The 16,872-nt window shown below is 37.3% G+C and carries 18 protein-coding genes, 1 other RNA gene and 1 pseudogene; 17 read left to right on the top strand and 3 right to left on the bottom strand.

The genetic code is table 11. The features are described 5' to 3' along the window. Positions 1-14: 14 nt before the first annotated feature. The 11 genes and pseudogenes from pspB to H4J73_RS08855 all read left to right on the top strand — a co-directional run. Entirely contained in the window at positions 15-227 is a 213-nt protein-coding gene (gene pspB / locus H4J73_RS08905; RefSeq protein WP_182180172.1) for an envelope stress response membrane protein PspB, read from the top strand. Next, positions 224-670 (top strand): envelope stress response membrane protein PspC, encoded by a 447-nt coding sequence (gene pspC, locus H4J73_RS08900; RefSeq protein WP_182223151.1) that lies wholly within the window; start codon positions 224-226, stop codon positions 668-670. The genes pspB and pspC overlap by 4 nt, the downstream gene beginning before the upstream one ends. A gap of 225 nt (positions 671-895) precedes the next feature. Continuing rightward, positions 896-2,326, top strand: coding sequence for a YcjX family protein (locus H4J73_RS08895; RefSeq protein WP_182223152.1), 1,431 nt, complete (start codon positions 896-898; stop codon positions 2,324-2,326). Positions 2,327-2,386: 60 nt separating this feature from the next. Then, positions 2,387-3,430: a YcjF family protein gene (locus tag H4J73_RS08890; RefSeq protein WP_182223153.1), complete on the top strand. Its 1,044-nt coding sequence runs from the start codon at positions 2,387-2,389 to the stop codon at positions 3,428-3,430. A 230-nt stretch (positions 3,431-3,660) separates the two neighbouring features. Next, positions 3,661-4,473: a phenylalanine 4-monooxygenase gene (gene phhA / locus H4J73_RS08885; RefSeq protein ID WP_182180180.1), complete on the top strand. Its 813-nt coding sequence runs from the start codon at positions 3,661-3,663 to the stop codon at positions 4,471-4,473. Between the two features lie 9 nt (positions 4,474-4,482). Beyond that, positions 4,483-4,821: a 4a-hydroxytetrahydrobiopterin dehydratase gene (locus H4J73_RS08880; RefSeq protein WP_182180182.1), complete on the top strand. Its 339-nt coding sequence runs from the start codon at positions 4,483-4,485 to the stop codon at positions 4,819-4,821. Between the two features lie 112 nt (positions 4,822-4,933). Continuing rightward, positions 4,934-6,484 (top strand): transcriptional regulator TyrR, encoded by a 1,551-nt coding sequence (gene tyrR, locus H4J73_RS08875; RefSeq protein WP_182180184.1) that lies wholly within the window; start codon positions 4,934-4,936, stop codon positions 6,482-6,484. A 33-nt stretch (positions 6,485-6,517) separates the two neighbouring features. Next, positions 6,518-7,171: a maleylacetoacetate isomerase gene (gene maiA / locus H4J73_RS08870; protein ID WP_182180186.1), complete on the top strand. Its 654-nt coding sequence runs from the start codon at positions 6,518-6,520 to the stop codon at positions 7,169-7,171. Positions 7,172-7,318: 147 nt separating this feature from the next. Beyond that, positions 7,319-8,176 carry a DUF3014 domain-containing protein gene (locus H4J73_RS08865; RefSeq protein ID WP_182180188.1) on the top strand — a complete coding sequence of 286 codons (858 nt, stop codon included), beginning with the start codon at positions 7,319-7,321 and terminating at the stop codon, positions 8,174-8,176. Between the two features lie 149 nt (positions 8,177-8,325). Then, positions 8,326-8,422, top strand: an RNA gene (gene ffs / locus H4J73_RS08860) — signal recognition particle sRNA small type. A 510-nt stretch (positions 8,423-8,932) separates the two neighbouring features. After that, positions 8,933-9,172 (top strand): annotated as a pseudogene (locus H4J73_RS08855) (flagellar brake protein); the annotation flags it as partial. A 381-nt stretch (positions 9,173-9,553) separates the two neighbouring features. Here H4J73_RS08855 and H4J73_RS08850 read toward each other — a convergent pair. The 3 genes from H4J73_RS08850 to H4J73_RS08840 form a co-directional block, all read right to left on the bottom strand. Then, the gene (locus H4J73_RS08850) at positions 9,554-9,817 is read right to left on the bottom strand and encodes a late competence development ComFB family protein (RefSeq protein ID WP_182180190.1); all 264 of its coding nucleotides are present in this window, start codon (positions 9,815-9,817) and stop codon (positions 9,554-9,556) included. Between the two features lie 98 nt (positions 9,818-9,915). Further along, positions 9,916-10,521: a primosomal replication protein PriC gene (gene priC / locus H4J73_RS08845; RefSeq protein WP_182180192.1), complete on the bottom strand. Its 606-nt coding sequence runs from the start codon at positions 10,519-10,521 to the stop codon at positions 9,916-9,918. A 21-nt stretch (positions 10,522-10,542) separates the two neighbouring features. Then, positions 10,543-11,328, bottom strand: a complete 786-nt coding sequence (locus tag H4J73_RS08840) for a TSUP family transporter (RefSeq protein WP_182180194.1) — start codon at positions 11,326-11,328, stop codon at positions 10,543-10,545. Positions 11,329-11,775: 447 nt separating this feature from the next. On the opposite strand from H4J73_RS08840, the gene H4J73_RS08835 reads away from it, so the two are divergent. Genes H4J73_RS08835 through H4J73_RS08810 form a run of 6 tightly spaced genes read left to right on the top strand, consistent with a single transcriptional unit; the run spans position 11,776 to position 16,731 of the window. Next, entirely contained in the window at positions 11,776-12,555 is a 780-nt protein-coding gene (locus H4J73_RS08835) for a DUF3450 domain-containing protein (protein WP_182180196.1), read from the top strand. Further along, positions 12,555-13,898: a MotA/TolQ/ExbB proton channel family protein gene (locus tag H4J73_RS08830; RefSeq protein ID WP_182180198.1), complete on the top strand. Its 1,344-nt coding sequence runs from the start codon at positions 12,555-12,557 to the stop codon at positions 13,896-13,898. The genes H4J73_RS08835 and H4J73_RS08830 overlap by 1 nt, the downstream gene beginning before the upstream one ends. Further along, positions 13,898-14,422 carry a MotA/TolQ/ExbB proton channel family protein gene (locus H4J73_RS08825; protein WP_182180200.1) on the top strand — a complete coding sequence of 175 codons (525 nt, stop codon included), beginning with the start codon at positions 13,898-13,900 and terminating at the stop codon, positions 14,420-14,422. The genes H4J73_RS08830 and H4J73_RS08825 overlap by 1 nt, the downstream gene beginning before the upstream one ends. 12 nt (positions 14,423-14,434) lie before the next feature. After that, complete coding sequence (locus H4J73_RS08820; protein WP_182180202.1) at positions 14,435-14,836, top strand: biopolymer transporter ExbD; 402 nt, start codon at positions 14,435-14,437, stop codon at positions 14,834-14,836. A gap of 3 nt (positions 14,837-14,839) precedes the next feature. Next, on the top strand, positions 14,840-15,454 hold the full coding sequence (locus H4J73_RS08815; protein WP_182180204.1) for an energy transducer TonB: 615 nt from the start codon (positions 14,840-14,842) through the stop codon (positions 15,452-15,454). A 5-nt stretch (positions 15,455-15,459) separates the two neighbouring features. Further along, a complete protein-coding gene (locus tag H4J73_RS08810) occupies positions 15,460-16,731 on the top strand; it encodes a lipopolysaccharide assembly protein LapB (protein ID WP_182180206.1) in 1,272 nt (423 codons plus the stop codon). The last annotated feature ends 141 nt before the right edge of the window (positions 16,732-16,872 follow it).

Genomic DNA, 16,872 nt, shown 5'->3' with positions numbered 1-16,872 from the left:
TGGAACAACTTATTATGATTCCAGTCATCATTTTTATGCTACTGGTTGCCCCTATTTGGTTGATTTTACATTACCGAAGTAAACGTCAGATAACCCAAGGTTTTAGTGAGGAAGAGTACAAGCAATTATCAGAACTCTCCGAATTAGCTGATAAAATGACTGATAGAATTAAAACGCTTGAAGCTATTTTAGATGCTGAAACACCAGACTGGAGGAATAAGGTATGACAGACAAGCGTCGGGGTGAATTATACCGAAATTCAAGCCAAGGAAAAATTGCAGGCGTTTGTGCTGGCTTAGCTGATTACTTTGGTTGGGAAACATGGTTAGTGCGAATTTTGGTTGTGTCAGGTGTTTTATTAGGTATGGGATGGTTTATTGTTATTTATATTGCTGGCTGGTTTATTTTGGATAAAAAGCCAGGGACATTGAATAAAAAAAATCAACAAACTCACTCTCAATATGCATCACCAAGGGACTCTGCAGAAGCTGAACTTTCCTCTGAATCAATTAAAGTAAAGTCTCGTATTTGGCAGTCAGGAGAGCCACCAAAGCAAGCTTTTCAAGATATTAGGCAAAAATTTAAATCATTAGAAAGAGAAGTACGTGCGATGGAACATTATGTGACCTCGCCAGAGTTTACTGTTTCACGAGAAATTAATAAGCTGTAAATATACTCAAATAAAAAGCGGCGTCTGCCGCTTTTTTGCAAGTTGACACGGTATTAAATCATTTTTAGTTTCATTGAAAAGGGGCTAGATAACCTGACTCATCGTCGTTGTCACTTATGCTAAATAACTACCTTTTATGGCTGTGCCTTGAATTGAAATTGCTCAAGCACTTTGAAACCTGTATCTTGAGTTGTAACAGGTTTATAACTTTCTGTAAGATAATCCATGGCACTTATAAATAAAAAAAACTTAAATAAATTAAAACAAAAAGCAAATGACTTATTAAATCGAACGCTTGACCAACATGTTACCTTAGCCGTTACTGGGCTTAGTCGCAGTGGGAAAACAGCCTTTATTACCTCTTTAGTCAATCAACTTGTTAATGAAGGTAATAACTCACAATTAGGTTTTTTTAATGTTGTTCATCAAGGGCGATTTATTGCGGCAAAAAGAGTTCCTCAAAAACACTTACATATTGGCCGCTTTGAATATGATCGCGCTATGACAGCGTTTTCACAAATTGAGCCAACATGGCCTGAGCCTACCCACGGTATCAGTGAAATGCGTTTAGCTATTCGCTATAAGCCAAAAGATTCTCTATTGAAATATGCGAGTGATACTGCAACTTTATACCTTGATATTACCGATTATCCAGGAGAATGGTTACTTGATTTACCGATGTTAAATCAAACGTTTGAACAGTGGTCAAAACAAACAACCGCATTATTACTTACCGAGCCAAGATTTAAATCAGCTGAAAGTTTTATCGAGAAAATTAATCAAATAGATCCCTTTGCAACCGTTGATGAGCAAATGCTGGCTGATCTATCCAAAGAATATACTCAGCTTTTATTACACTTTCGCCACGAACTAGGTATGTCGGTTATTCAGCCAGGTCGCTTTATTTTACCGGGTGAATTAGAAGATGCACCTATTTTGCAGTTCTTTCCTTTTACACACTTTGAGAAAATAGATAAGAATGCTTATCAAAATGCCAGTGACGACTGCTTAATAGGCATGTTAAGAGCAAGGTTTATTGAATACAAAGAGCGCGTTGTTAAAGCTTTTTATAAAGAACATTTTGTTAATTTCGACCGACAAATTGTCTTGGCTGACTGTTTAACACCACTAAATAATGGCCCTGATAGTTTTGCTGATTTAAAAATGGCAATGACCATGATTATGGAAAGTTTCAGTTATGGTCAAAGTAGTTTGTTCTCTCGATTGTTCGCACCCAAAATAGATAAATTATTATTTGCTGCGACTAAAGCGGATCATGTGACACCTGAGCAACATAAGAATTTAGTGCGCTTACTCGACCAGTTGGTTTATCAAACTAAGCATCAGTTAAATTATGATGTTATAGAAATGAAAACGCTGGCACTCGCATCCGTTAAAACGACACAAGCAGGTACGAGTCGTTATCAGGGACAAGACATTCCGGTACTTCGCGGCAAACGTTCTGAAAATGGTGAACTTATTACCGTTTTTCCTGGCGCGGTACCGAGTAAATTACCCGAGCAAGATTTTTGGCAGAAAGAGGCTTTTAACTATATAAGATTTGCTCCTTTAGAACCTGTTGGCCAGCATGAGTGCCTACCTCATCTGCGTATGGATCAAGTAATGCAATTTTTACTCGGAGATAAAATGAGATGATAGACCCTCAAATAATTCATATGGATCAAGTGATGTGGTTTTCACTCGGAGATAAAATAAATGAATGAACTTGATGAAAAATATCAACAGCAAATTCTTTTTGAAAATGATGAGTTAATCACAAAGACTAATAATCTACCTGCAAACGGGCAACAAGTCATTGTAGGTAATGACGACTGGCAAGAAACAGAAGACTTATCGCTAGTAAAGCAAGGTTATTTAAATGATGACAACCCGAAAGAAAAATCAAAGCCTCGTTGGCTATGGCGGGTTATTGGCAGTGTTTTTGCAGGCGTTGTTATTGTAGAAACGTTTAATTTTTTTCAACAGGGTTTTGCCCAATCGCCGATATTAGCCGCGATGTATGGCGTGCTGTTATTTGGCTTATCAGTGGTCGTTGGTTCCACGGCAATACGAGAATATTCAGCGCTAAGGCAATTCAAAAGGCAGCAACGTACGAAAGCTAACGCCCAAAACATATTATCAGCTGAATTAGGTTCAAACAGTAAGATTAATGCAAAAGCATTATGTGAAAGTATTTCAGCCAATTTACCTTGTGACTTAATGTCTGAGCATGAAAAAAGCTGGCAGTCATTGGTTAAAGAAGAATACAGTGACGAAGAGCTACTGCAATTATACTCTCGTGAAGTCTTAACAAAGGTGGATGAAAAAGCGCTTGCTGAAGTGGCTAAGTTTTCAACTGAGGCGGTGGTATTAGTTGCGTTAAGTCCGATTGCACTTGTTGATATGATGCTGATGTTTTGGCGGAACTTACGCATGATAGACAAAATTGCCGCTCTTTATGGTTTAAAAATCGGCTATTGGAGTAGGATCAAATTAATTAAACAGATATTTGTTAATATGGCTTACGCTGGCGCAAGCGAGTTAGTGATTGATCTAGGCGCTGATTTGGTTGGGGCTGAACTGTTAGGAAAACTATCTGCGCGAATGGCGCAAGGGCTCGGTGCGGGTATGCTAACGTCACGTTTAGGGATCCAAACCATTAAGCTTTGTCGGCCTATTCCTTTTGAAGAAAACACACCCAAAGTAGCTCAAGTGAGAAAAAAAATACTCAGTCAAGTAAAAAAGTTACTAATCAGGTAGTTTTAATCTGTGCGAACCTTAAATGACTTGTTTTTATCTCTATGATTTAATTAGCCATTGTTTTTATATTTACATTTTTGTAATTTTTTCTATACGCTATTATTGTCTGGCTAAATAATAGCCAGTTGGCGTTTGGTATTTTTCCCAGCAAGCTTGTTTTATTATCAGTAAAGAACATTGCTCACTCATTGGTTAGTGAATGATGATAGAAATTAAAATAAGGTAATATCATGGGGATGGCGACGAAGTATATTTCGCGAGTTGCTGATGAAAATGGTCACATTCATTGGTCAGATGAAGAAAATAGCGTCTGGCAAGAATTGATCACTCGTCAATTAAAATGTGTTGAAGACAAAGCGTGTGACGAATATAAATTTGGTTCAAAATTATTAAATTTACCACATGACCGGATTCCACAACTTGCAGAAGTCAGTAAAGTGCTTAAAGAAACAACCGGTTGGCAGTGTGAGCCAGTACCTGCATTGATTGGTTTTGGTGCCTTCTTTAAGCTGCTATCAGAGAAGAAATTCCCCGTTGCTACTTTTATCCGTAGCAGAGAAGAGTTTGATTATTTACAAGAACCTGATATTTTTCATGAAATATTTGGCCATTGTCCTTTGTTAACCAATAAGTCTTTTGCCGATTTTACTGAGGCTTATGGAAAAATGGGCTTGAATGCAACGAAAGAGCAAAGAGTCTTTCTAGCTCGTTTATATTGGTTCACCGTTGAGTTTGGTTTATTGGATACCCCAGAAGGTATTAAAATTTATGGTGGGGGTATTTTATCTTCACCCAGTGAAACGATTCATGCCACAGAAAATGAGCATGTAGTGCGTGAAAAACTCGAAATACTTGATGTATTAAGAACACCTTATCGAATTGATGTTATTCAGCCTATTTATTATATGTTGAATAAAGTGAGTGATTTAGACAATCTTAGAAAATATGAAGTGTCTGATATTATGGAGTTGGTTGAGCAAGCAAAAGCGTTAGGCTTATATCCAGCCAAGTTTCCGGCAAAAGAAATTAATAATGAAAGTTAAGGAAAAGAGATGACTGAGCAATTATCTGTACAAAAATGTGAAGCATGCCAAGTAGGCGCGCCACAAGTTAGCGATGAAGAATTACCGGTATTATTGTCACAAATACCTGATTGGATCCCTGAAGTTCGTGATGGTGTCATGATGCTTGAGCGTGAATATAAGTTTAAAAATTACAAGTTATCATGGGCATTTGCAAATAAAGTTTCTGAATTAGCTGAGGAAGAGTTTCATCATCCTGCTATTTTATTAGAGTGGGGCAAAGTGAAAATAACTTGGTGGACGCATGCTATTAAAGGGCTACACCGTAATGATTTTATTTGTGCAGCAAAAACCGATAAACTTTTGTAATATTTGCTTACATTAGATAATAACAGCCTCCTACCTCAGGGGGCTTTTTTTTGTTGTACAAAATAGTTTACAATAGCAAATAGGTACACTTGGCTATAGTAGAGTAAGGTAAATGCGTTTAGAAATTGTTTGTTGTGATCGAGTTGGCATTGCACAAGAAGTATTAGAAATATTTGTTGAACATAAGATAAATTTACGTGGTATCGAACTAAAACAGCCAGGAGAAATTTTTATAAATATCCCTGATTTAGCATTTAGCGAGTTACAAACTTTTATGCCGCGCTTGCGCTTAATTGAAGGTGTTAATGATGTAAAAACCACACCTTTTATGCCATCTGAACGTGAGCGAAATGAGCTAGCAACCCTGATTAAAACGTTCCCCGACCCCTTTATTTCTATCGATGCAAAGGGTGATATTCGTATTGTTAACACGGTTGCTGCCGGTATTATGGGATGTAAGGAGCACGAGATCGTTGGTGATAATGTCAGTAATTGGCTGAAAGGTTTTAATTTTAACCGTTGGTTAGATGCCGATGAAGTCCTTGCACAAACTCGCCGATTAAAGTTTCAAGATGATGATTTTGTAGCTGATATAATGCCTATCCATGTCACAGATCAAAGCGGAATACCTGTATTGGCAGGAGCGGTATTAATTCTAAAATCAGAAGCGCGTTTAGGTCAGCAAATAAGTGCTTTTAAACAAGCTAATGAAAATAATTTTGCAGGCATTCAAGCGAGTAGTGGCACTATGCGCAAAGTTATTCGTGAAGCAAAACGTATGGCGTTACTCGACTCTTCAATGCTCATTGTTGGTGAAACAGGTACAGGTAAAGAACTTTTAGCTCATGCATGCCATGCAGCCAGCGATCGCAGCAATAAATCTTTTATGACCTTAAGTTGTGCCGCATTGCCTGATGACGCAGCAGAAACCGAGCTATTTGGTGCGGGTTCACAAGGTGATATTAAAGCAAAACGGGGATTATTCGAATCAGCAGATGGTGGCACTATCTTCCTTGATGAAGTGGGAGAAATGTCGCCAAAATTACAAACTAAAGTGCTACGCGTTATTCAAGATGGTATTTTTCGCCGCGTTAATGATGAAGCCGAAATAAGAGTAAATGTTAGGATCATCAGTTCAACAAACTGTGACTTACTTAATATGGTCTCTGCAGGTCAATTTAGAGAAGATCTATATTACCGACTCAATGTACTTGGCCTAAATATACCTTCTTTACGTGATAGACGTTCTGACATTATTCCACTGGCAGAGTTTTTTATTGTGAAATTTGGTCAACGCATTGGTAAAACCATTGTTACTATGTCTGATGATTGTCGAGATTTTATCGAACACTATCCTTGGCCTGGAAATGTTCGCCAACTTGAGAATGTTCTAATCCGCGCTGTATCGTTAATGGAAGGGAGTATCGTGATGACCTCTCATTTGCAATTACCAGCGTATACACGTGAACATGGCTACTTAGAACAAGAGTTTGTAGGCACATTAGATGCTGCGGTTAAAGGTTTTGAAGCTAATCTATTGAGAAAACTATACCCAGCCTACCCAAGCACACGACAACTTGCTAAAAAACTAGGTTTAAGTCATACCGCAATTGCGAATAAATTACGTGAATACGATATTAACAAAAAAACTGTAAAAATATAAATAATTCATAAATATAACGAAGAGAGAGATAAAATGAGACTTTTTGGCTATTGGCGGTCATCCGCAGCTTATCGAGTAAGAATCGCTCTGCATTTAAAAAATATCGATTGTGAATCTGTTCCTGTCCATTTAGTTAACAACGGAGGGGAGCAACACAGTGAAGCATATGTTGCATTGAACCCAACACATTTAGTACCGACATTAATTGACGACACGCTTGATGGTGAGCTGGTGTTAAATCAGAGTATAGCTATACTTGATTACCTAGAGAGTAAACAGCCACAACCTGCGCTTTATCCTGAAAGTATAGTTGATAAAGCTCAGGTACAAGCACTTGCTTTAGATATTGCTTGTGAGGTTCACCCAGTAACTAATCTTCGTGTTCAACAATATTTAGTGAAAACGCTGGGTGTTGATGATGTTAATAAATCAGCCTGGGGGCCACACTGGATGTGCCTTGGCTTTGCTGCATTTGAAGAAAAACTTCAAAAGGTCTCAGGAGAATATTGTTATGGCGACCATGTAACCGTTGCCGACTTATGTCTTGTTCCCCAGGTTTATAATGCTAATCGATTCAAGGTAGACATGTCAGCATTTCCCCTTATTAATGCTATTGTTGAACGTTGTAATCAGTTACCTGCTTTTATAAAAGCAATGCCTGAAAATCAAGAAGATGCTATTTTATAATTATTGTGTAATGGCAATATAAAGTATAAAACTTAATCTTGAATAAAAGTTATTTTAGATCACGTATTTCCCTTGCAACTGACATGAAAACGCGTTGCAATGAGTTATTATCATTTTTTCTTAAGATAAATTGAATTATAGGTACCTATGGAAGATCAAGCGCAAAAAGGTAAACAAACCTCTTGGGGCATTATTGCCGTAATTATTGTTATAGTGATAGCAGGTCTATCTTGGTTGTATATTTCATCCACTGAACAAGAAAAAATAGCCGATGTTACTATAACACCTGTTATTAAGACTGAAATTGCTGCCGAGCCAATACCTGAAAAAGAGTCAGTTGAACCAGAAATCGCAGCTGTGGTAGAACCTGAACCTTTTGTTGAAACTATCCCCGAGATTATATTACCCAGCTTAGATGAGAGTGACGTTTGGGTACAAGAAAAATTACCAAACTATACCTGGCGTAAAGAGCTTTTAAAACTCGTGATTAATAAAGATATGGTTCGTCGTTTTGTTGTTTTTACCGACAACTTTGCGCAAGGAAATCTTGCGTACGCACACAGCCCTCTTGTTAAACCTAGTACTAAATTTTCAGCTAATGAAATTAATAATGGCACAACTACCGATTGGAAATGGAATGAGTCTACAACACAGAGATTCACACTCTATGTCGATTTATTGAGATCATTTGACAGTGAAACACTGGTGCAGTGGTACTTTGAAATGAAACCCTTGATAGACCAAGCTTATGCTGAGCTAGGTTATCCAGAGGACAACTTTACTGATGTATTACATGATGCCATTACTAAAGTACTCGATATGGAAATTCCAAAGGAATCATTAGATTTAGTTCGTCCAAGTGTAATGTTTCGTTATAAAGACGAGCAAGTAGAAGCACTCGATGATGCAGACAAACTCCTGCTTCGTTTAGGAAAAGAAAACTTACTCGTTATTAAGTCAGTCTTATTAGAAATTAATGAGCGGTTAGCGCGTCAAGGTTCATAGATATAGGTGATAAATTAGTTGTTTACTTGCTTATATGTTTAAAAAACAAGCGAACAACTTTATTTATATAACTAGGGCTTGCATCAAGCTAAATCTTTAGCCATAATTCGCGGCGTTGTAGTGAGAAGCACAACTTTCTATGGTGACCCTTTCGGTCCCCTCGCAATGATACTCTGTGAACTCGGCCAGATCCGGAAGGAAGCAACCGCAGCAGGTGACTCATGTGCCGAGGTGTGGCTGCTAGGGTTGCCACCCAATCTTAAAACTCCCTAGAAGCCCTGTAGAATCGTTAGTTATAACAGGTTCACAATCATTAGATCATATAATAGTTACACATTCTAGTATCCATTTAGGTACACAGTCTTAAATCACACTTTCAGTACCGCATATATAAACGATAGAATCTGCAACATTAATCATTTCATAGTAATTTAATTATCTTTAGCCCTTCAGGGCTCCTGTAAGATCAATTAAGAACAACACTCTAATTCACCATGCCATTACTACCCTAAAGAATTCAAAGTCTGTTAGATGATCGCTGTGATCTTCTGTGTCTGTATTCGTTTGGAGTCCAAGGGCAAAGGGACACTGGGGGTGCCTAGGTAGGTTTAATCGAGTGATAAATTTATAATTATTTTGAAGCATGTCAACAGCCACTGATGTTCAATAACGGGTGAATTAGTAACAAGAAAAGATCGTCTGAATCATTGGCCTAGCCGAAAATTTTATATGTTTCAATTATAGCCAGGGAAGCCTGTTGATATAAAAATTAATCACCCGGTAAAACTTCGTTTTAAAGTCTTTTCAATTGGCTATGAAATGGGGAAAAATATTATTCTCAAATATCGAGTTACTCATCGTGTTAGTTCTTATCAAGATGTTTTAGTGGAAGGTAATGTTGTTATTGTTCGCTATATCTTAGGGGGAGAGCACGGCGAGTGTTTTGCTTTTCGTTCTGACATTAAACATATGACCTATTATCCAGAAAGCTGCTAAATTTTACACTACCCAAAAAAATAGAAAGTCGTCAACTTCGCTTACAACACGGAATTACCGGCTATTTACCTGCATCTATTATGTTGGATGTGGAAGGGGTAGAGAAAAAGAAGTGTGTTTAAATGGCATTATTGCCGACATATCTATAAAAGGGTGTGGTTTATATTTAAAGCCGATAACGTTAAGGTTACGGTTAATAAATGCGACGTATTTTTATGCATTCAGCACCCGAGTTCAGAAGAGATTAAAATACCTGCAAGAGCTTGTAATAGGAGGAATGAAGCAGGTAAGGTCAGTGTGGGTATAAGCTTTTTTGATAATGATAAACAAGTGAGCAATTTACTTGAACAATTGTTTATCAATGAAAGTTTCTTATAGGTATTAAGCCTGTTGTGTTTTCATAAACTCTAAGGCTTTGCTGATCGCCACTTTGACGTTGTTTTCCATTTCAAAACGTTCAGAGGCAGGCAAATAGAAAGACATATCAACTTCATGCCTAATATAACGAGTAGGTAATTGATTTAGCACCACACAAGTTAAATCAGCAATAAAATCATCTTCATATTTTTTTTCCAATTTCAGTGCAGCAAAATGTTGTACGACTAATTTTTCATAATAATTATGAATGTCATCAGATATTCTCATTCCAATCCTCTTTTACAATTAACAAGCAGTTAAATTTATTTTTTATTGTCATTTAAGATTAATGCCAGATGAGGTAAAAAGCGAGTTATTTAGTCATATCAACGAGGTTTTTCTGAAACTTCTATTTGACGCTCTATTTTTGAAATAGCTTGCCGACAGCGACCTAATCTTTGATGAAGAGCAAGCACTTCCTCTGATAATTTATTAGCTTTGCTTGGTGTTGCGCTTTTGCGCAAAAGTTCTCTCTCTTCAAGCATAACAAGTAATCGTCGCTCAAACTCGTGGTGCTCTGATAATCGCTGGTAAAGCGCCTGACTGGATTTAAAGAGCTCTTTTGCTGCTTTTTTATACCGACGGGCATTAATAGCTGTGAGTCTATATTGTGCTTCTTGGTGAATACCTTTGTTTGATCTTATGGCATTAATAATAGCTGAAATTTGTTGTTCAATGCCTTGTAATCTATTTTGCGAAAGTTCTTTTTTTCCACTGTGAAGTAATCTTGATAATTCGATGGTTTTACCACGCACCTCATCTACATATGCTTGTATTTTATCACTATTAGTAACAAACAAGGCTTCTGAAAATATATCTTTGTCTTTTAATAAATAATGAGATTTGGTTTGCTGATTTTCAGCATCTATAATTTTAGCTTGTTCTGCTAGGCTATCTAAAACAGCAGTAATTCTGTCGAGTGATAATTGCATTTTGACAACCTATAAATATTGTTATTGAGAGAACCATGCATGATAAGTTAAATTTACTGACATAGAAATAACGACGACGATAAAAACGGGGCGAATAAAACGATTACCAAATTTTATTGCCCAATGTGAGCCTACACCAGCACCTAACATAATGAATATTCCCATCGAAATACCAATAACAAAGTTAACATATCCGAAGTAAGCAAAGGTTAATAAACTACATATGTTACTAACAAAATTGGTTGAACGCGCTAAACCACAGCTAAGCAAAATGTTTATTTTGTATAGGGCACTTGAAGAAGCTGTCCAAAATGCTCCCGTGCCAGGACCGGCTAACCCATCGTAAAATCCTAGGATAAAGCCTTGAGTGCTTTGTATCCTTTTTATACGGATAGATAAGGGCGGCAGGCCTTTAATTTCGGTCACAACTGTTTTTGAAAGCAAAGTATAAATAGCCGTAATCACAATAAGTATGGGTATAGATTTTTCAAGAAAATCATTTGATAAGTATCCAACAGCTAAGGTCCCTAAAACAGCACCTATTGCGGTGTATAAAATAGAAAGTCGCCAGAAATAGGGATCAAATAGCTTTTTACGATAAAACGTTACTGAGGCTGTCAGTGAGCCAAAAGAAGCAGCTAGTTTATTTGTTCCTAACGCAATATGAGGAGGCAAACCAGCAGAAAGTAAAGTTGGGACAGTTAGCATACCTCCACCTCCCGCTATCGCATCGATGAGTCCGGCAATGAAACCGATGGCGCATAGTGTGAACCAAATTTCAAAATTAAAAGTTGAATCAATTAACATAATTAAATATAGGTAAATTAGTGCTATAGCTGAATAGTAGCACGGTTATTAACAGTAAATATGTCAATTTATTCATATTTTTTGTCTAAATATTTTGAATATTTTAATAAATAAATTTGACTTAGTACGAATGAATTAGTAAAACTAATAGGAGCAATTATATATACAGAGAATTGTGTTTGTTTGTTAACCGATTTAATCAAAAAGTTGCCTTGGTTTTTTAGGGGCTTTTTAACCGGATGTTTATTTCGTTTAACAAAACTGGCTTATTCACGTGATTTGCCAGTAATTAGCAGCCTTTTTTATGTACCTAGTTGACAGCAACGCTGTCGTCTGGGAATATTGCATGGTTTTATTCTAGAGAAATAAAAACTTAAAATGGCAGATTATTAGATTTGCGTTAACATCTCCATGTTATCCACATTCAATAGCAATTGGTTGGGAACTATGTCCAAATTTAGCAAGAAAAGCCTTATCGCTTCAACGATAATTGGCACATTAGCATTAACAGCAAGCAACTTTGCTTCTGCAGATGCATTAAAAGAACTACAAAAAGCAGAAGCTACTACATTTAAAGCTTCTAAAAGATCACAACTAAAAATCAATAGCATTTATGAACAAACTATTGAACTTTTAGGTGAATATCGTTTAACGGTTGATGAAGCTGAAACTTTATCTCAGTACAATGATCACATTCAGCTAATGGTTAATGACCAACTCGCGAATATTAAGTCATTAGAAGTTCAAATCGCGGGCATTGAAAAAACTAAGCAAGGTATTGTTCCTCTTATGTATAAGATGATTGATACATTAGATAAATTTGTTGAATTAGATATTCCTGTGAACATTGAATCTCGTAAAGAGCGTGTTGCAAATTTACGTGATTTATTAAGTTCATCAGACGTATCAGTTTCAGAACAGTTCCGCATGGTACTTGAAGCTTATGAAATTGAAGCAAACTACGGTACTGTTTTTGCAGCTTACCAAGGTGAACTTGATTTAGGCGACCGTGTAATCACTGCTGATTTTGTTCATATGGGACGTGTTTCTTTAGTTGCACAATCACTAGACATGAAAAATGTTTGGGTTTGGAACAATGAAACTCGCGGTTGGGAAGCATTAGGTGACGAATATTTAAAACCTATTAAAGATGCTATCGCCATGGCGCGTAATCAATTACCTAAGAACTTAACTAAATTACCAGTATTTGCAGCAGGAGCTAAATAATGAAAAAATTTATTAACTTTATAATGCTTGCTGCCTCAATGACGGTAGCAACATCAGCCCTAGCTAATGATTTGGATGATTTATTAAAGCAAGTTAAAAACGATAGAATCTCTGAAGGAAAGCTTGATAAAAAGCGTGAAGCAGAATTCACATCGGCTCGTGCTGATAAACAAGCACTTTTGAATAAAGCTAAAAAAGAATTAGCTAATCAAAATGCTCGTAACAATCGCTTAACTAATGAGTATGCAGCTAATGAGATCACTCTCGCACAGAAGTCTGTAGAACTCGCTAATGCTACAGGTACTTTAGGCGAAATGTTCGGCGTTACTCGTGCTGCTGCCGCTGATGCTTATGGTCAAGTAGTTACTTCAATTGTAAGTGCTGAATTTCCTGGTCGTGGCAAAGTTCTTGATGTTATCGCTAACTCAAAAGAAATTCCTGAACTTGAGCAACTTGAAGAATTGTGGATTGCATTGCAAACCGAAATGACTCAATCAGGTAAAGTGTCTCAGTTTAGCTCAGATGTAACGAGCCTAGATGGTTCAACGTCTACGGAAACTATTACACGTATCGGTACTTTTAACTTAGTTTCTGCGAACGGTTTCTTAAACTACAATGATGAAGTTGGTCAAGTTCAGCCTTTGGCTAAACAACCATCTGGGTATATTACTGACACTGCTTCTGATTTCTTTACAGAAACTTCAGGTCATCATCCTCTATACATAGATCCTTCACGTGGTGGTATATTAGCCCTTGAAACTCGTAAAAGAGTACTTATGGAGTTCTATCATCAAGGTGGCACTGTTGGTTACGCAATTACAGTATTGTTAGTTATTGGTTTCTTAATCGCTTTAGAACGTATGATTTTCTTAAGTACGGTTAGCTCACGTATTAAGACTCAAGAAAAAGACCTTGAAAATCCAACTGACAATAACCCGTTAGGCCGTTTAATTAAGGTTTATCACGAAAACAGAAATGTTGATGCTGAAACACTTGAGCTTAAACTTGATGAAGCTATTTTACGCGAAACACCAAAAATTGATCGTGGTATTAACTTGATTAAGATGTTCGCTGCTATTGCTCCTTTAATGGGTCTATTAGGTACGGTTATCGGTATGATCATGACCTTCCAAACGATTACGTTGTTTGGTACTGGTGACCCGAAAATTATGGCAGGTGACATCTCTCTTGCACTTGTAACAACTGCATTAGGTCTAATTTGTGCATTACCTCTTATTTTAATCCACAGTGTTGTTGCGGGTAAAAGTAAGTCTGTATTGCAAAAGCTTGATGAGCAAACTGCAGGACTAATCGCCTCAATTGCTGAGAAGGAGTCTAAATAATGTTATTCCTGATAGAGCTTTGGGAATCTGTCAGGAGTTTTATTGCGACAGGTGGTAACGTTTTATATGTTGTTGCCTTCGCTCTCTTACTGATGTGGGTAATGATGATTGAACGTTACTGGTTCTTGTCAAAAATTTATCCTGCAATGAAAGACGATATCGTCAATCGTTGGGATGCACGCCAAGATACTACATCTTGGTATGCCCATCGGATTAGAGATACTTGGATCTCCGAAGCGACAGAATTACTAGAGCAGCGTATGCTCACAATTAGAACCTTAGTGGCAATGTGTCCACTGATTGGCTTACTTGGTACGGTCACCGGTATGATTGGTGTCTTTGAGACAATGGCTCAACAAGGAACAGGTAATCCGCGTCTGATGGCTGCTGGTATATCAATGGCTACTATCCCGACAATGGCGGGAATGGTTGCTGCATTATCAGGAGTGTTTTTCAGTTCAAGGTTAGACGCTAAAGTTAAACTAGCAAAGGCTAAACTGGTTGACAGTTTACCTCATCACTAGAGAGATATTCGAATGGCACGTAAACGTATTCGTGAAGACGAAGAAGCAGTAATTGATATGACACCGATGCTTGACATCGTATTTATCATGCTGATCTTCTTCATTGTAACCACTTCATTTGTAAAAGAAGCTGGTATTGAAGTAAACAAACCTAAAGCGGCTAACCAAAGCAAGCAAAAGTCAGCTAACATCTTTATTGCTGTTAGAGAAAATGGTGAAATTTGGTTAGATAAACGTCGCGTTGATGTCGAGCGTGTTGCAGCAAACATTGAAAAATTGTTAGCAGAGCAACCAACTGATGTTGTTATCATTCAAGCAGACAAAAATGCAAAACATGGCATTGTTGTTAAAGTGATGGATGCGATTAAAGATGCAGGTATAGATAGAATCTCTATTGCTGCAGCTAAGGGGTAGTTTATGGTTCGCTTTTTAGTTTCATTACTACTAGGCGCAGCGGTAACTTTTGCATTATTTTCTTTTATGGCATTTCTTGTTTCAAGTGGAGACATGACGAAACAAGAGTCATTGAATAATATTGTTGTAGAAGTTAATACTACGCCGCCTAAGTCAGCAGCTGAACGTCGACAGCGTGTACCGCCGCCGCCGCCTCCGCCGCCAAAAACGCCACCTAAGCCTCAGGCTCCAGAACCTGAAGTGAATAACAATTCAGGTGGCTTAACCTTTAACATGCCGAGTGTGCAGTTATCTGGTGCAAATACGGGTATGTCTCCTCCGGGAGCTGGTTTTGGACGTGATGGTGATGCATCGCCAATTGTACGTATTGACCCTAAATATCCACAACAGGCTGCTCGTGACGGTAAAGAGGGCTGGGTTAAGCTTTCATTTACTATTAACGAACTCGGTGGTGTTGAAGATGTTGAGGTTATGGATGCAGATCCTAGACGTATATTTGACAAAGCGGCTAAACGTGCTTTGAAAAAATGGCGTTACAAACCGAAAGTTGTTGATGGTAAAGCTATGCGTCGTCCTGGTTTAACTGTGCAACTAGACTTCAGTATGAATAAGGGGTAATCAGAATGAATAAGATTTTTATATCTATATTGATCATAGGTTCAGTAACGATTGCTCATTTACCTTTGTCTTCTACAGCTTATGCTGTAGGAGCAGACCAAGTAGAAAAGCCACAGCGTAAAACTCAGCTTGTTGGTCAATCTGTTGGTAAAAAGGTAGCTAAAGCATTTGAAGCTTACGGTGTTGAAGTCGATGATGGTTCTAATGTTGATAATGCGTTAGTGCTGCTATTAGACATCAATGCAAAAAAAGATTACGACGTTGCTTTCTTAAATCGCTTTATTGGTATGATGTATGCTCAAAAAAGTGATGAAAAAAATGCAATTGATTATCTTAATAAAGCCGTTGCTCCTGATATTCTCAACGAAACAGAGCAAGCTGATGCATTAAAAGTCATTGGTGATTTGCAAATGCAAGTGCAAGGTTATAAAGAAGCTTTAATAGCATATGACGCTTGGATGGACTTTACTGGGAAATCTGATGCCAATGTTTGGATGAAAATAGCTCAGGCTAATCTAGAACTTAAACAGTACGCTAAAGTGGTTCCAGCCGCTGATAATGCTATCGCTGAATTAGGTGATAAAGTTAATCAGAATCCTTATGTTCTTAAGTTAAATGCGTTCTATGAACGTAAAATGTATAAGGAATGTGTTGGGGTTTTAGAAACTGCAGTACAAGTACTTCCTGATATTAAATTGTTTTGGACCCAGTTAGCTTCATTTTATGCGATGACTGAGAATTATCCAAAAAGTTTATCAACATTGGAATTAGCTTATAAGAAAGGTTTTCTTGATAAAGAAAGCGAGATAGTTATGCTTGCGAATTTATATGCGCAAAGTGAAATCCCTCATAAAGCAGCGGTTTTACTGGAAAAATATATAGATTCAGGTGTTGTTAAACGTGATGATAAGAACGTTTTCACGCTAGCAAATACATGGCATGCGTCTCAGCATATTAGTAAAGCTGCCGGTTATTATGGCGAATTAGCTAAAATGACTAATCTATCCAAGCATTATAGCAAGCAAGGTATGTTGCTAAATCAAGATGAACAGTTCTCTAAAGCGATAGCTGCTTTAAAGAAAGCAATTGAAATAGGTGTATCAAACGAAGGTAGACTTAATCAAAGTATTGCAGAATCTTACTTTTATCTTGGAGAATACAAACAAGCTTATGTTTATGTTCAAAGAGCATTAAAAGACCCTAAGGCTCGTAGAACAGCTAAAGGTTGGGTTAATTACATAAAAGATACAGCGGCACGTAAGAACGTTTCTATTTAGTTTTTGTGTTTTCTTAAAAACCAGCCTTTTGGCTGGTTTTTTTATATCTGAAGTTTTATTTTTTTGCTTATAAAAGAGGGGAGTGGATGAATGAAGCCGTTTTTGTTTGATCTAGATCAAGTTTATCTAGAAATAAATTAC

The sequence above is a fragment of the Colwellia sp. MB3u-41 genome (assembly GCF_014076845.1).
In the GTDB taxonomy this organism is placed as follows: domain Bacteria; phylum Pseudomonadota; class Gammaproteobacteria; order Enterobacterales; family Alteromonadaceae; genus Colwellia_A.
The sequence above is the reverse complement of the archived record's forward strand: the minus strand, read 5'-3'. Positions and strand labels throughout refer to the sequence as shown.

Excerpts from the sequence above, each read along its gene's own strand:
- priC (WP_182180192.1), bottom strand. The coding sequence starts at position 10,521 with ATGCAATTATCACTCGACAGAATTACTGCTGTTTTAGATAGCCTAGCA.
- H4J73_RS08820 (WP_182180202.1), top strand. The coding sequence starts at position 14,435 with ATGGCACGTAAACGTATTCGTGAAGACGAAGAAGCAGTAATTGATATG.
- H4J73_RS08840 (WP_182180194.1), bottom strand. The coding sequence starts at position 11,328 with ATGTTAATTGATTCAACTTTTAATTTTGAAATTTGGTTCACACTATGC.
- H4J73_RS08865 (WP_182180188.1), top strand. The coding sequence starts at position 7,319 with ATGGAAGATCAAGCGCAAAAAGGTAAACAAACCTCTTGGGGCATTATT.
- tyrR (WP_182180184.1), top strand. The coding sequence starts at position 4,934 with ATGCGTTTAGAAATTGTTTGTTGTGATCGAGTTGGCATTGCACAAGAA.
- pspB (WP_182180172.1), top strand. The coding sequence starts at position 15 with ATGATTCCAGTCATCATTTTTATGCTACTGGTTGCCCCTATTTGGTTG.
- H4J73_RS08890 (WP_182223153.1), top strand. The coding sequence starts at position 2,387 with ATGAATGAACTTGATGAAAAATATCAACAGCAAATTCTTTTTGAAAAT.
- H4J73_RS08835 (WP_182180196.1), top strand. The coding sequence starts at position 11,776 with ATGTCCAAATTTAGCAAGAAAAGCCTTATCGCTTCAACGATAATTGGC.
- H4J73_RS08810 (WP_182180206.1), top strand. The coding sequence starts at position 15,460 with ATGAATAAGATTTTTATATCTATATTGATCATAGGTTCAGTAACGATT.
- H4J73_RS08880 (WP_182180182.1), top strand. The coding sequence starts at position 4,483 with ATGACTGAGCAATTATCTGTACAAAAATGTGAAGCATGCCAAGTAGGC.
- H4J73_RS08825 (WP_182180200.1), top strand. The coding sequence starts at position 13,898 with ATGTTATTCCTGATAGAGCTTTGGGAATCTGTCAGGAGTTTTATTGCG.
- phhA (WP_182180180.1), top strand. The coding sequence starts at position 3,661 with ATGGGGATGGCGACGAAGTATATTTCGCGAGTTGCTGATGAAAATGGT.
- H4J73_RS08830 (WP_182180198.1), top strand. The coding sequence starts at position 12,555 with ATGAAAAAATTTATTAACTTTATAATGCTTGCTGCCTCAATGACGGTA.
- H4J73_RS08850 (WP_182180190.1), bottom strand. The coding sequence starts at position 9,817 with ATGAGAATATCTGATGACATTCATAATTATTATGAAAAATTAGTCGTA.
- H4J73_RS08815 (WP_182180204.1), top strand. The coding sequence starts at position 14,840 with ATGGTTCGCTTTTTAGTTTCATTACTACTAGGCGCAGCGGTAACTTTT.
- H4J73_RS08895 (WP_182223152.1), top strand. The coding sequence starts at position 896 with ATGGCACTTATAAATAAAAAAAACTTAAATAAATTAAAACAAAAAGCA.
- pspC (WP_182223151.1), top strand. The coding sequence starts at position 224 with ATGACAGACAAGCGTCGGGGTGAATTATACCGAAATTCAAGCCAAGGA.
- maiA (WP_182180186.1), top strand. The coding sequence starts at position 6,518 with ATGAGACTTTTTGGCTATTGGCGGTCATCCGCAGCTTATCGAGTAAGA.